Below are 13061 nucleotides of genomic sequence, written 5' to 3' on the forward strand. Positions count from 1 at the left end.
TACCAGATACGGGCTGCGCCCGCAAGGGGAGATTTACCACGAAACGGAGATGTGGGTAAAGTCCTGGTATTCTCCTTGGACAACCCGGGCCAAGTATGTTATCCTCGCCCATTGGGTGCGCGATGCCGCCGAGAAGAGACCTCAAGAAAATCCTCATCATCGGTTCCGGGCCCATCACCATCGGCCAGGCTGCGGAGTTCGACTACTCGGGCACCCAGGCGGTGAAGGCCCTCAGGGGAGCGGGGTACGAGGCCATCCTGGTGAACTCCAACCCCGCCACCATCATGACCGATCCCGAGCTGGCCGAACGCACCTACCTGGAGCCCCTCACCCTGGAGTACTTGGAAAAGGTTATCGCCAAGGAGCGCCCGGATGCCCTTCTCCCCACCTTGGGGGGGCAGACCGCCTTGAACCTCTCCATGGCCCTTCACGAGGAAGGGGTCCTTGCCCGCTACGGGGTGGAGCTTATCGGGGCCAAGGCCGAGGCCATCAGAAAGGGAGAGGACCGGGAGGAGTTCCAAAAGGCCATGCGCAAGATCGGCCTCGAGGTGCCTCGAGGCCAGATGGTGTCCAGCGTGGAGGAGGGCCTCCACTTCGCCCGGGAGGTGGGCTACCCTGTGGTGGTCCGCCCCTCCTTCACCCTGGGGGGCACCGGGGGCGGCATCGCGCGCAGCGAGGCGGAGCTCAGGGAGGTCCTGGGCCGGGGACTCCTCCTTTCCCCGGTACACACCGCCTTGGTGGAGGAATCGGTTCTGGGCTGGAAGGAGTTTGAGCTGGAGGTGATGCGGGACCATGCGGACACCGTGGTCATCATCACCAGCATCGAGAACGTGGACCCCATGGGGGTCCACACCGGGGACTCCATCACCGTGGCCCCCGCCCAGACCCTCTCCGACGCTGACTATCAGCGCATGCGGGACGCGGCCAAGGCGGTGATCCGGGAGATCGGGGTGGACACCGGGGGCTCCAACATCCAGTTCGCCGTGAACCCCAAGACGGGCCGTCAGGTGGTCATCGAGATGAACCCCCGGGTTTCCCGCTCCAGCGCCCTGGCCTCCAAGGCCACGGGCTTCCCCATCGCCAAGATCGCCGCCCTCTTGGCGGTGGGCTACCGCCTGGACGAGCTCCCCAACGACATCACCCGCAAGACCCCCGCCTCCTTTGAGCCCACCATCGACTACGTGGTGGTGAAGATCCCCCGCTTTGCCTTCGAGAAGTTCCAAGACCTTCCCAACACTCTGGGAGGTCTCAAGGACGAACTCGGCACCCAGATGCGCTCCGTGGGGGAGGTGATGGCCATCGGCCGCACCTTCAAGGAAGCCCTCCTGAAGGCCCTGAGGGGTCTGGAACGTGACGTCAGGGCCTTGGCCCAGGTGCGCACCGAGGACCTGGAGCGAAAGCTCTACCCCAACCCCGACCGCATTTACGCCGTCTTGGAACTCCTCCGGCGAGGAATGAGCGTGGAGGAGCTCCACCAGGCCACCCGCATCGACCCCTGGTTTTTGCATCAAATCCAGGAGATTGTGGAGGCCGAGGAGTGGCTCAGGTCCCACCCCCCCAAGGACCGGGAGGACTGGCGCTTTTACAAGGGCCTGGGCCTCACCGACGCCCGCATGGGGGAGCTTCTGGGTAAAGGGGAAAGGGAGGTTCGCAGGGAGCGGAAGGCCTTGGGCGTGGCCCCCGTGTACAAGACCGTGGACACCTGCGCTGCGGAGTTTGAGGCCTACACCCCCTACCACTACTCCACCTACGAGCTGGAGGACGAGGTCTGGCCCACCCAGAAGCCCAAGGTGGTGATCTTGGGCTCCGGGCCCATCCGCATCGGCCAGGGAGTGGAGTTCGACTACGCCACCGTGCACGCGGTCTGGGCCCTGAAGGAAGCGGGGTACGAAACCATCATGGTGAACTCCAACCCCGAAACGGTGTCCACGGATTACGACACCGCCGACCGCCTTTACTTTGAGCCCCTTACCCTGGAAGATGTCCTGAACCTGGTGGATCACGAGAAGCCCCTGGGGGTCATCGCCACCCTGGGCGGGCAGACGCCCCTAAAGCTGGCCAAGGGGTTGGAGGAGGCCGGGGTGAAGCTCCTCGGCACCCCCTTCGCCGCCATCCACCGGGCGGAGGACCGCGAGGAGTTCAACCGCCTCTGCCGGGAGCTTTCCATCCCCCAGCCCGAGGGAAGGGTGGCCGCCACCCCCGAGGAAGCCCTAAGGCTTGCGGAAGAGGTGGGCTACCCCCTCCTGGCCCGGCCCAGCTACGTGCTGGGGGGACGGGCCATGCGGGTTCTCTATAGCCAAGAGGAGCTGGTGCGCTACCTGGAGGAGGTCTACGAGCCCCTCCAGGAGAGGCCCTCTATCCTCCTGGACCGCTACCTGGAAGGGGCCGTGGAGCTGGACGTGGACGCCCTCTCAGATGGAGCGGAGGTGATGATCGCCGGGGTGATGGAGCACGTGGAGCGGGCCGGGGTCCACTCCGGGGACTCGGCCACGGTCCTTCCCCCGGTCCACCTCTCCCCTGAGGCCCTGAGCAAGGTGAAGGACTACACCCGCAAGCTGGCCCTGGCCCTGGGGGTGCGGGGGCTTCTCAACGTGCAGTACGCGGTGTTGGGGGAGGAGGTCTACATCCTCGAGGCCAACCCCCGCGCCAGCCGCACCGTGCCCTTCGTGTCCAAGGCCATCGGGGTGCCCCTGGCCAAGCTGGCGGCCCTCATCGCCGTGGGGAAGACGCTAAAGGAGCTCGGCGTCCAAAACCTGGACCCCGTGCCCCCCTACTACGCCGCCAAGGAGGTTCTCATCCCCTGGATCAAGTTCCCCGGGGTGATCCCCGTCCTGGGCCCGGAGATGCGCTCCACGGGAGAGAGCATGGGCATCGATGAAGACCCCTACCTGGCCTACTACAAGGCGGAGCTGGGGGCCGGGCAAAGGCTTCCCCTAACGGGCCGGGTGCGCTTCCTGGCGGACGGCTTGCCGGAAAAGGAGGCCGGGCGGCTGGAGGAGCTCCGCCAAGCGTACCTGGAAGCGGGCTTCACCCTGACCGAGGCGGACTACGACCTCCTCATCAGCCCCACCCCCCACCCCGAGCTGAGGCGGGCGGTGGAGCGGGGGCTTCCCTTCATCACCACCCTGGAGGGGGCCTGGTGGAGCCTAAAGGCCATCCTGAGGGCCCGGGAAAAGGGCATGGAAGCCCGCAGCCTCCAGGAGTGGCACGGGGTCCTGCGGGGAGCCTGAGCCCTAGGTGTAGAATGACGAGCAAATGAAGCTCATCGTGGCCATCGTGCAGGACACCGACGCCCCTGGGCTCACCAAGGCCCTCCTGGAACGGGGCTTGCAGTCCACCAAGCTGGCCTCCACCGGGGGCTTTCTCCGGGAGGGGAACACCACCTTGCTCATCGGCCTCGAGGACGAGCGGGTGGAGGAGGTCTTGGACCTCATCCGGGAAAAGTGCCGCACCCGCACCCGGCTGGTCACCCGGGGCTTCCCACTCTCCGAGGCCCCGGACCCCTTCCTGGCCCAGCCCGTGGAGGTGCAGGTGGGCGGAGCGGTGGTCTTCGTCCTGCCGGTGGAGGGGTTTTTCAAGGTATGAGGGCCCTGGTCCCCCTCCTCTTCCTGGGGCTTGCCCTGGCCCAGGTAGCCAAGCCGGTGGAGACCTTCCAGAAAGCCCTGGGATCCCTGCCTCCAGGGGGCAAGGTGGAGGTAGAAAGCCGAAACGGCCGCCTCCTGGCGGCCACCTACCAGGGCCCCAAGAACGCCGCTTTCCTGGCCCAGATGGTGGAGAAGGCCACGGGGGAAGCCTTTGGCCCTGCCCTCCTAGACTGGTACGCCAAGAACGCCAAGGCCCTCGAGGGCCAGCGCCTGGTGCTGAACCTGGGGGAGGCCTACACCCTGGAGCTCGCCCTCACCGAGCCTATGCGGGCCCGCATCGCCCCCAAGCAGGTGTCGGAAAGCGCCTTCGGCCAGGACCGGCTGGTCCTGGGAAAGGGAGGCCCCCTCTTAAGGGTCTTCTCCGACTTCCAGTGCCCCTACTGCCAGCGCCTGGCGCAGACGGTCCTTCCCCGGCTCAAGGCCCTGGCGGAAAAGGGAGAGGTGCGGGTGAGCTACCGCCACTTCCCCCTCAAGGAGATCCACCCCGAAGCCTTGCCCGCGGCCATGGCCTCCGAGTGCGCCCACCGCCAGGGGGCCTTCTGGGCCTACCACGACCGCCTCATGCAAGGCCGCCTTGGGGACTACCTGGGCCTAGCCCGATCCCTCGGGCTCGATGAAAAGGCTTTCTTGGCCTGCCTGCAGGACCCGAAGGTCAAGGAAGAAGTGGAGGGGGAGCGGGCTCTTGCCCTGCGCCTGGGCCTGCGGGGCACGCCCACGGTCTTTGCTGGGCCCTTCCGGGTGCCGAACCCCTTTGACCTAGAGCAGGTGCTGGACTACCTGGCCCTCGCCCGCTAAAGTGGGCGGGGTGGAGGGCGAGCTTTTTCTCCTCAAGGACGGCAAAGGCCGCGCCTTCCTGGTGCGCCTCCGAGCGGGTGGGGTCTTCCACCACCACCGGGGGACGGTCACCCACGACGCCATCGCCCAGGCAGGCCCTGGGGGGAGGGTCTACACCCACCTGGGCGAGCCCCTCTCCGTCCACCGCCCCACCCTGGAGGAGTACGTCCTGCACATGCGCCGAAGCGCCACCCCCACCTACCCTAAGGACGCCAGCGCCATCCTCACCCTCTTAGACCTCACCCCGGGGATGCGGGTCCTCGAGGCGGGCACGGGCTCAGGGGGCCTCACCCTCTTCCTGGCCCGGGCGGTGGGCAAGGAGGGGCTGGTGGAAAGCTACGAACGGCGCCCCCAGCACCTAGCCCAGGCGGAGCAAAACGTCCGCGCCTTCTGGCAGGTGGAAAACGTCCGCTTCCACCTTGGGGGCCTGGAGGAGGCCGAGCTGGCGCCTGAAAGCTTCCACGGGGTGGCCCTGGACCTCATGGAGCCCTGGAAGGTCTTGGAAAAGGCCACAAGCGCCCTCATGCCCGACCGCTTTCTGGTAGCCTACCTGCCCAACATCACCCAGGTGCTGGAGCTGGTACAAAGGGCAGAGGGCCTGCCCCTCAAGCTGGAGCGGGTCCTGGAGGTGGCCTGGCGGGAGTGGGAGGTCCGGCTTCCCGTGGCCCACCCCCGCTTCCAACAGGTGGGGCACACGGCCTTTTTGGTGGCCTTTAGGAAATGGAAGGGCTCCTGATCCACGCCCTGTTGCGGGAGCTCGCCCCCGAGCTCCCCGCCCAAAACCTGGGCCTGGCCTTCCCCGACGAGGGGAGCCTGGCCGTCCTCCTCAAAGGCCGCTCGGGGCGCATCTTCAACCTGGTCCTCCGTTACCGCCCCCCAAGCCCCAGCCTGGTCCTGGAGGAGGGCACCCTTCTCGGGGAGCCCAAAACCCCCTTCCAGCGCCAGCTTTGGGCCCGGGCGAAGGGGCCCCTGATGGAGGCAGAGCAGCTCAAGCTGGACCGGGTGGTCCTCCTCCGCTTCGCCGGGGAGAAGGGCTTCGTGGACACCCCCCCTTCCACCCTGGTCTTTGAGGCCACGGGCCGGAACGCCAACCTCCTCCTCCTGGACGAGGCGGGCCGCATCCTGGGGGTGGACCGGGTCATCACCCAAGAGGTGAACCGCTACCGGGAACTCAGGCCCGGCCTCCCCTACACCCCTCCCCCCCCTTACGAGAAGCTGGACCCCCGCACCCTGAAGGCGGAAGACCTCAGGCCCCTCCTGGGCCGGCCCCTCAAGGAGGTGGTGCGCCACGTGGACGGGGTGGGCCTCGAGCTCATGCGGGAGCTGGCCCGCCGGGCGGGCCTCACCCCGGAAACCCCCCTGGACGAGGCCGCCCTGGAAAGGGTCTTCCAGGCCCTTAAGGGCCTGGTGGAAGACCCCGCCCTGCGCACCGCCTTGACGGAGGAGCTCCGGGCGAAGTGGGCGGAGGAGGAGAAGGAGGCCCTGAGAAAGCCCCTCCTCGAGGCCCTGGAAAGGGAGCGGAAGACCCTTTTGGCCCGGCTCGCCGACTACCAAAGGGCCCTGGACCGCCTGGAGGAGGCGGCAGCGCTCCGCCAAAAGGCCGACCTCCTCCTGGCCCGGCTTAAGGAGGTGCCCAAGGGGGCCGAAAAGGTGGTGCTGGAAGGGTTCGACGGGAAGCCGGTGGAGGTTGCCCTGGACCCCACCCTCTCCCCCCAGGAGAACGCAAAGAAGCTCTACGAAAGGGCCCGGCGCCTGGAGGCGCTGGCAGAAAGGGCCCTGGACCTCATCCCCAAGACGGAGGCCAAGGTGCAGGCCCTCGAGGGGGAGATGGCCCGCCTCCGCCAGGCGGACCTCGCCGAGCTTCTCGCCCTCACGCGAAAGCCCAGGGAAGGGAAAGGCCCCAAGGTGGGCCTGCGCTACACCTCCCCTTCAGGCTTTGCCGTGTGGGTGGGCAGAAACGCCAAGGAAAACGACCTCCTCACCACCCGCATGGCCCACTCCGAAGACCTGTGGTTCCACGCTCAAGGGGTGCCGGGAAGCCACGTGATCCTGAAGGTGGAAGGCCAAAACCCACCCCTGGAGGACCTCCTCTTCGCCGCCAGGCTGGCCGCCTACCACTCCAAGGCCCGGGGAGAGGCCCAGGTGCCTGTGGACTACACCCGCAAAAAGCACGTGTGGCGCCCCAGGAAGGCGGCACCCGGCCAGGTGCTCTACACCCACGCCAAGACCCTCTTCGTGGAGGGGGCGCTTCCTCAAGAAGGAGGCGAAGGGTAAACTTGACCTTTGTGAAAAGGGTCATGTTCCACGCCAAGATCCACCGGGCCACGGTAACCCACGCAGACCTACACTATGTGGGCTCGGTTACCGTGGACCAGGATCTTTTGGATGCCGCCGGCATCCTGCCCTACGAACAGGTGGATATCTACGACATCACCAACGGGGCCCGGCTCACCACCTACGCCTTGCCCGGGGAGCGGGGCTCGGGAGTGGTGCAGATCAACGGAGCCGCCGCCCATCTGGTGCGCCCTGGGGACCTGGTGATCCTGGTGGCCTACGGGGTCTTCGAGGAGGAGGAGGCCAAAGGCCTCAAGCCCAAGGTGGTGCTGGTGGACGAGAAAAACCGCATCCTGGAGGTGCGCGAAGGGTGAGGCGCCTCCGGCTCTACCTGGAGCTTTTGCGCTTTGAGCACACCCTCTTCGCCCTCCCCTTCGCCTACGGGGGGATGCTCCTGGCGGCGGGGGGCTGGCCCGGGGGGCGCACCTTTCTCCTGGTCACCCTGGCCATGGTGGGGGCCAGGACCATGGCCATGGCCCTGAACCGCCTGATCGACTGGCGGATCGACGCCCTGAACCCCCGCACGCAAAACCGCCACCTGCCCCAGGGGCTGGTGAAGCCTGGGGAAACTCTTTTCCTGGCCCTCTTAGGCCTTGCCCTTCTGGTCTACGCGGGCCTGGCCCTGAACCCCCTCACCGCCAGGCTCCTTCCCGTAGCGGTCTTTTTCCTCACCCTCTACAGCTACACCAAGCGCTTCACCTGGCTCTGCCACTACGTCCTGGGCCTCACCATTGGGGCGGCGGCCGCGGGGGGGTGGATCGCGGTCACGGGGAGCTTCCACCCCACCGCCTACGCCCTTTGGGCCGGGGTGGGGCTTTGGATCGCGGGGTTCGACATCCTCTACGCCACCCAGGACTACGCCTTTGACCGGGCCTACGGGGTGAAGAGCATCCCCGCCCGCTTCGGCATCCCCTTGGCCCTCTGGATCGCCCGGGCCACCCACCTCCTGGCCTGGCTGGCCTTTCTCTTGGCGGGCCTGGGCTACGGGGCGGGGGCGTGGTACTACCTGGGCCTGGTTCTGGTGGGCCTCCTCTTGGTCCTGGAGCATCGGCTGGTCTCCCCCGAGGACCTCTCCCGGGTGGACGTGGCCTTCTTCCAGGCCAACGTGGGGGTGAGCCTGGGGATGTTTCTCTTTATCGTCCTGGACCTCTTTCTCTGAGGGCGTCCCGGGGTAGGCTGAGGGCATGGAGGGGATCCGCAAGGCCGCAGAGAGGGCCATCCGGGAGTACCTGGAGCTCTTCCCCATGGAGCGGGGAAGCCTCTTCGTTCTGGGGGGCTCCACCAGCGAGGTTTTGGGGGAGAAGGTGGGGACGAGGCCGAGCCTCGAGGCCGCCGAGGCCATCCTGGAAGGCCTCCTTCCCCCCTTGTTGGAGCGGGGAATATGGGTGGCGGTCCAGGGGTGCGAGCATCTGAACCGGGCCCTGGTGGTGGAGCGGGAAGCCGCCCGGGCCTATGGTCTGGAGGAGGTCACGGTCTATCCCCACCCCAAGGCGGGGGGTAGCCTGGCCACCGCCGCCTTCTTGCGCTTCCAAGACCCGGTGATGGTGGAATCCCTCAAGGCCCAGGCCCACGGGGGGATGGACGTGGGCGGGGTGCTGATCGGCATGCACCTGCGCCCGGTGGCCGTGCCCCTCCGGCTTTCCCAGCAGCGGATCGGGGAGGCGGTGCTCCTCGCCGCCAAGACCCGGCCCAAGCTGGTGGGCGGGGCCAGGGCGGTCTACACCCGGGAGGAGATGCTCAGGAAGCTGGAAGAATATCGGCAAAGGCTTCGCTGAAAAGGGCCGCCACCCCCAGGGCTTCGTAGCGGTCGTAGTGGCCCATGAGGGAAAGGCGGAAGATCTTGCCCTTGAGGGGCCCCTGCCCCCCGGCGATGACCGCGTGGCGGCGGGCGAAGGCCTCCTTTACCGCCTTGTAAGGCACCCCCTCCGGCAGGTGGAAGGCGGCCACCGCCGGGCTCCTCGCCTCGGGCACCGCCAAGAGGCCCAGCTCCTCCCCCACCTGGTAGAGGAGGTCGTTCTGCCAGGCCTTGAGGGCCAAGTGCTCCTCCAGCCGGGGCAGAACCTCCTCCAAGACCGCGGCCACCGCCCCCACCAGGTTGATGGCCGGGGTCCAGGCGCTCTCCCCTTCCCGCTGGGCCTTGAGTTCCCGGGAGAGGTCCAGGTAGTAGCCCCGAGGGCGCAAACGTTCCAAGGCCCTTGGGCTTAGGGCCACGAAGCCGAGCCCCGGGGGGCACATGAGGCCCTTCTGGCTCCCGGAGGCCGCGGCGTCTACTCCCCAGGCCTCGAGGGCCACCTCCCGCACCAAAAGGCTCGTGACCATGTCCGCCCCCACCAGGCCCCCGGGGTTAGCCTCCTTGAAGGCCTGGGCCAGGGCGGGAAGGTCGGCCAGGGCCCCGGTGGAGGTCTCGGAGTGGACCAGGAGGAGGCCCGCATACCCTGGCCTAGCCACCCTCTCCGGGGTGGGCACCTTTCCGTAGGGAAGCTCCAGGCGGTCCACCACGAGGCTGGCGCTTTCCGCGATCTCGGCGAAGCGCTCGGAGAACTTGCCGTAGACGGGCACCAGCACCCTTTCCCCAGGGGCGAAGAGGTTCAGGACCAAAGCCTCCATGGCCAGGGTACCGCTTCCCGTGAGGATCAGGACCTCTCCTTGCGTGCGGAAGGCCTCCCGGAGGAGGGTGCGGGCCTTGAGGAAAAGCTCCCGGGCGGGCTCGGTGCGGTGGTGAAGCTGGGGGCGGGCCAGGGCCTCCAGGGCCTTGGGGTGGAGCCTGACGGGTCCGGGGGTGAGGAGCCAGTCCATGGGGAAAAGCTTAGCGCAAGACCCCGCCCACCAGGCGCTGGCGCACCCGGCCCGCCAGGAGGAGGAGGCCAAAGAGGATGGCCCCAGGGCGCGGGGGGTCGCCGGGCACGTAAACGTCCACAGGCACCACCCGGTCCACCCCGCCCACCACCTCGGGGCTACCCGCAAACACCCCGCCGGAGATAGCCTCGTTGCCCACGGCCACCACCCCCTTGGGCTCGGGCACGGCCTCGTAGGTGCGCCGGAGGGCCTCAGCCATGTTGCGGCTCACCGGGCCCGTGACCAAGAGGGCGTCGGCGTGCCGGGGCGAGGCCACCACGGAAAAGCCGAACCGCCCCATGTCGTTGAAGGGGTTGCCCGCAAGGGCCACCTCCGAGTCCGCAAGGCCTGTGTCCCCAGCGCTCACCTCCCGGAAGGCCAGGGTAGGGAGGGCCAGCTCGGGGCGCGGCGGGGGCGGGGGACCGGGGTCCAGGAAGGTGCCGCGCTCCAGGTCCACCCGCTGAACCAGGTCCTCCTTACGGGTCACGGCCACCTCCAGGCGCTTCATCTCCCCCACCGCCTCGGGGCGGGCCAGGGCGCAGCGCCCGCAGCCCACACAACGGGCCAGGTCCAGGCCGAAGGTCCGCCCCTCCCGGAAGAAGGCCCCGCTGGGACAAAGGCCAAGGAGCGCCTCCTGTGCTTCCTCCGTGAGGCCCTCGGGGCGCAGGAGGGGGTAGCCGAAGGCGTGGTCCGGCACCCTGAGGAGGTCCTCGAGGGACCGGGCCAAACGACCGATGCGCAAGGTTTGCATTAGGCTCATATTCCCCCTAAAGGTCGTTGCCCGCGTAGGACAGGTCGAAGGACTTGTTGCAGAGGGGAAAGTCGGGCAGGCCTTCCCCCCGTACCGCCAGCTCCAAGGCCCGCCAGTTCTTGAAGGAGGGATCCACCCCTTCGGCCAAGGCCACCTTTCCCCCCGCCACCCGCACGAACCAGAAGACCTCCCCCCGCCCCGCCTCCACCCGGGCCATGGCCTCCCCGTCCCCGGGGGGCAGGTCCTGGGCCAAAGGGCCCTCGGGAAGATGGGTGAGGAAGTGAAGGGCATAGTCCAGGGCCTGCAGGGTTTCCTCCGCGTAGACCTGGGCCCGGGCCAGGACGTCCCCCCCCTGGCGCACCACCGGCTGGAAGCTCAAGTAGGCGGGGTCGTCCTGCCGGAGGTCGCGGGCCACCCCGCTGGCCCGGGCGGTGGGCCCCACGAAGCCCAAGGCCTCGGCCTCCACCCGGCGCACCACCCCTACGTAGCGCATCCGGTCCAGCACCTGGGGGTGCTTGAGGAGCCGGGGCAGGAGGCGGGCCAGCTCCTCCCGGTAAAGAGCCAAGGCGGAGAGGTCGGGCCGCCCTTCCCGCCACACCCCTCCCACCCGGAGGAAGTTGCGCCCGTAGCGGTGTCCGGTGAGGCGGTCCAGCTCCCCTTGGAGGAGGGCCCGGATGCGCCCCACCTGGGTGGACCCGTAGGCGTAGCCGATGTCGGTGAAAAGCCCCGCCAGGTGCCCAAGGTGCCCGAAGGCCCGCTCCAGCTCCAAGGCCGCCCGGCGCAGGGCATGTGCCCGGGGCGGAGCCTTCCGCCCCAAGGCTTCCTCCCAGGCCTGGGCGAAGGCCAGAGCGTGGGCCAGGGGCTCACTCCCTGCGCGCTCCACCAAGAGGAGGGCGGCCTCAGGACCCTTGCCCGGGAGGAGGGCCAAAAGGCCCCGGTGCTGGTAGCCCAGGCGGATTTCCAGGTTCACGATCCGCTCCCCCAGGACGCTGAAGCGGAAGTGGCCAGGCTCAATGATGCCGGCGTGCACCGGACCTACGGGCACCTCGTGCAGTTCCTTGAACGCGCGGAAGGCGAAGGGCAGGTCGTGCCGACGCAAGGGCTTTGGGTTCGGATGCCCTTCCGGGGTGTACCCCCGCTCCCAGAGGGCCCGCTCCCACCAGTCCATGGCGGGGAACTCCGCGGCCAGGCTGGGGAAGCGCCTTCCCTCTCCCAAGTGAAACACCCTCACGTCCCGCCCCACCTCCGCCACCAAAACCACCCCCTCCCCGTCGGGAAAGAGGGCCACGGGGCGCCCCTCCCTCAAGGCTTCCTTCACCGCGTCCACAGCACCACCTCCAGGGCCTGGAAGACCTCCACCGGCGGGCGGACCCCCAGGAGGAAGAGCACCGCCAGAAGCAGCCACAACGCCCACAGGTCCAGCCCCTGGGCTTTCCAGGGGCGGCCCGGCCCAAAGCCCATCTGGGTCATGGGGCCGAGGAGGCCCGCAAAGGCCAAGCCCAGCCCCACCAGGTACCAAGCCGCCAGCAGAGGGTAGCGCATGGCGGCCTCCACCGCCTTGAACTCCGCAAAGAAGAGGGGGAAAGGAGGAAGCCCCCCCAAGGCCGCCAGGGCCAGGACGAAGGGTACCCCCAAAGCGGGGAGGGAACGGAAAAGCCCCCCCACCCGCCCCACCTCCTTGGCGTGGCTGAGGGCCAGGATGCCGCTTGCGCCCAGAAAGGCCAGGGTCTTGGCCAGGGAGTGGGCCAGGGTGTGGAAGAGGGCCAGCCAAGGCAGGCCCAGGCCCAGGGCGAAAACCGCCAAGCCCATGTGCTCCATGCTGGAGTAGGCCAGAAGGCGCTTGTACTCCTTCTGCCCGTAAAGGAAAAACCCCGCCGCCAGAAGGCTCAGAAGGCCGAAGGCCAAGAGGAGGCCGGAGGCGAAGGGAAAGAGCCCTGCGGCCTGCATGAGGGCGGTGTAGCGCAAGAGGGCGTAGAAGGCCACGTTGAGGAGGGTTCCGGAAAGCAGGGCCGAGGCCGGCCCTGGGGCCTCGGCGTGGGCGTCTGGGAGCCAAGCCTGCAGGGGGAAAAGCCCCACTTTGGTGCCGAAGCCCACCAGGAGGAGGGCGAAGGCCAGCTTGAGCCCCTCAGGGTTGGCGCTCCCCACCAGGGCCCGGGCCTCCCGCCAGTCCAAGGTGGCCCCCGAGAGAAGGGCGTAGACCAGGATCACCCCGATCAGCCCCAGGGCGATGCCCACACTCCCCAGCATGAGGTACTTCCAGGTGGCCTCGAGGGCCCTCGCTCCCCCCTTGTGGTACACGAGAAGGGCCGAGGCCAGGGTGGAGCCCTCCACGAAGATCCAGAGCACCCCCAGGTTGTGGGCCAAATAGGCCCCGTGGGCCGCCCCCAGAAAGAGGCCCCCCGCCCAGTAGAAGCGCCAGGCCTCCTCCTCGCTGAAGTAGCCCCGGGCGAAGAGGGCGATGAGGGCGAAAAGAAGGTCGGTGAGCATGAGGTAGAAAAGGCCCACCCCATCCAGCCGGAAGGGGCCCGCCATCTGGCCCAGAAGGAGGGGGGCCAGGAGGGCGGAGAGGATTGGGAGCAGCACCGAAAGCCGCACCAGCGCCCCCTTATCCCGGCGGCCCAGGAAGACCAAAAGGGGTAGCAACAGGAGCCCGTAGAGCATCC

Annotated in this window: 12 protein-coding genes; 8 read left to right on the top strand and 4 right to left on the bottom strand. The window is 68.2% G+C overall.

From position 1 onward, the window contains the following. Positions 1 to 122: 122 nt before the first annotated feature. The 8 genes from carB to L1088_RS00040 are packed head-to-tail and all read left to right on the top strand — an operon-like array spanning position 123 to position 8587. Positions 123 to 3230, top strand: a complete 3108-nt coding sequence (carB, locus tag L1088_RS00005) for a carbamoyl-phosphate synthase large subunit (protein ID WP_234553176.1) — start codon at positions 123 to 125, stop codon at positions 3228 to 3230. A gap of 25 nt (positions 3231 to 3255) precedes the next feature. Beyond that, positions 3256 to 3585 carry a cyclic-di-AMP receptor gene (locus L1088_RS00010; RefSeq protein ID WP_038046736.1) on the top strand — a complete coding sequence of 110 codons (330 nt, stop codon included), beginning with the start codon at positions 3256 to 3258 and terminating at the stop codon, positions 3583 to 3585. Continuing rightward, positions 3582 to 4439: a DsbA family protein gene (locus L1088_RS00015; RefSeq protein ID WP_234553177.1), complete on the top strand. Its 858-nt coding sequence runs from the start codon at positions 3582 to 3584 to the stop codon at positions 4437 to 4439. The genes L1088_RS00010 and L1088_RS00015 overlap by 4 nt, the downstream gene beginning before the upstream one ends. Before the next feature lie 10 nt (positions 4440 to 4449). After that, entirely contained in the window at positions 4450 to 5214 is a 765-nt protein-coding gene (locus tag L1088_RS00020; RefSeq protein WP_234553178.1) for a tRNA (adenine-N1)-methyltransferase, read from the top strand. Then, positions 5199 to 6752 carry an Rqc2 family fibronectin-binding protein gene (locus L1088_RS00025; protein WP_234553179.1) on the top strand — a complete coding sequence of 518 codons (1554 nt, stop codon included), beginning with the start codon at positions 5199 to 5201 and terminating at the stop codon, positions 6750 to 6752. Before L1088_RS00020 ends, L1088_RS00025 begins: the two co-directional genes overlap by 16 nt. A 23-nt stretch (positions 6753 to 6775) precedes the next feature. Next, the gene (gene panD, locus L1088_RS00030) at positions 6776 to 7126 is read left to right on the top strand and encodes an aspartate 1-decarboxylase (RefSeq protein WP_234553481.1); all 351 of its coding nucleotides are present in this window, start codon (positions 6776 to 6778) and stop codon (positions 7124 to 7126) included. Next, positions 7123 to 7971: a menaquinone biosynthesis prenyltransferase MqnP gene (mqnP, locus tag L1088_RS00035; protein ID WP_234553180.1), complete on the top strand. Its 849-nt coding sequence runs from the start codon at positions 7123 to 7125 to the stop codon at positions 7969 to 7971. The genes panD and mqnP overlap by 4 nt, the downstream gene beginning before the upstream one ends. 25 nt (positions 7972 to 7996) lie before the next feature. Then, positions 7997 to 8587 carry a TIGR01440 family protein gene (locus L1088_RS00040; protein ID WP_234553181.1) on the top strand — a complete coding sequence of 197 codons (591 nt, stop codon included), beginning with the start codon at positions 7997 to 7999 and terminating at the stop codon, positions 8585 to 8587. Here L1088_RS00040 and L1088_RS00045 read toward each other — a convergent pair. Genes L1088_RS00045 through L1088_RS00065 form a run of 4 tightly spaced genes read right to left on the bottom strand, consistent with a single transcriptional unit; the run spans position 8550 to position 13059 of the window. Continuing rightward, the gene (locus L1088_RS00045; RefSeq protein ID WP_234553182.1) at positions 8550 to 9608 is read right to left on the bottom strand and encodes a pyridoxal-phosphate-dependent aminotransferase family protein; all 1059 of its coding nucleotides are present in this window, start codon (positions 9606 to 9608) and stop codon (positions 8550 to 8552) included. The two genes, L1088_RS00040 and L1088_RS00045, sit on opposite strands and share 38 nt — an antisense overlap. A gap of 10 nt (positions 9609 to 9618) precedes the next feature. Continuing rightward, positions 9619 to 10407 carry an NADH-quinone oxidoreductase subunit B family protein gene (locus L1088_RS00050; RefSeq protein WP_234553183.1) on the bottom strand — a complete coding sequence of 263 codons (789 nt, stop codon included), beginning with the start codon at positions 10405 to 10407 and terminating at the stop codon, positions 9619 to 9621. Between the two features lie 7 nt (positions 10408 to 10414). Further along, the gene (locus L1088_RS00055) at positions 10415 to 11725 is read right to left on the bottom strand and encodes a hydrogenase large subunit (protein ID WP_326490740.1); all 1311 of its coding nucleotides are present in this window, start codon (positions 11723 to 11725) and stop codon (positions 10415 to 10417) included. Next, entirely contained in the window at positions 11713 to 13059 is a 1347-nt protein-coding gene (locus L1088_RS00065) for a proton-conducting transporter transmembrane domain-containing protein (RefSeq protein ID WP_267960879.1), read from the bottom strand. The genes L1088_RS00055 and L1088_RS00065 overlap by 13 nt, the downstream gene beginning before the upstream one ends. Between the last annotated feature and the right edge of the window lie 2 nt (positions 13060 to 13061).

It is taken from the genome of Thermus caliditerrae, assembly GCF_021462525.1.
GTDB lineage: Bacteria > Deinococcota > Deinococci > Deinococcales > Thermaceae > Thermus > Thermus caliditerrae.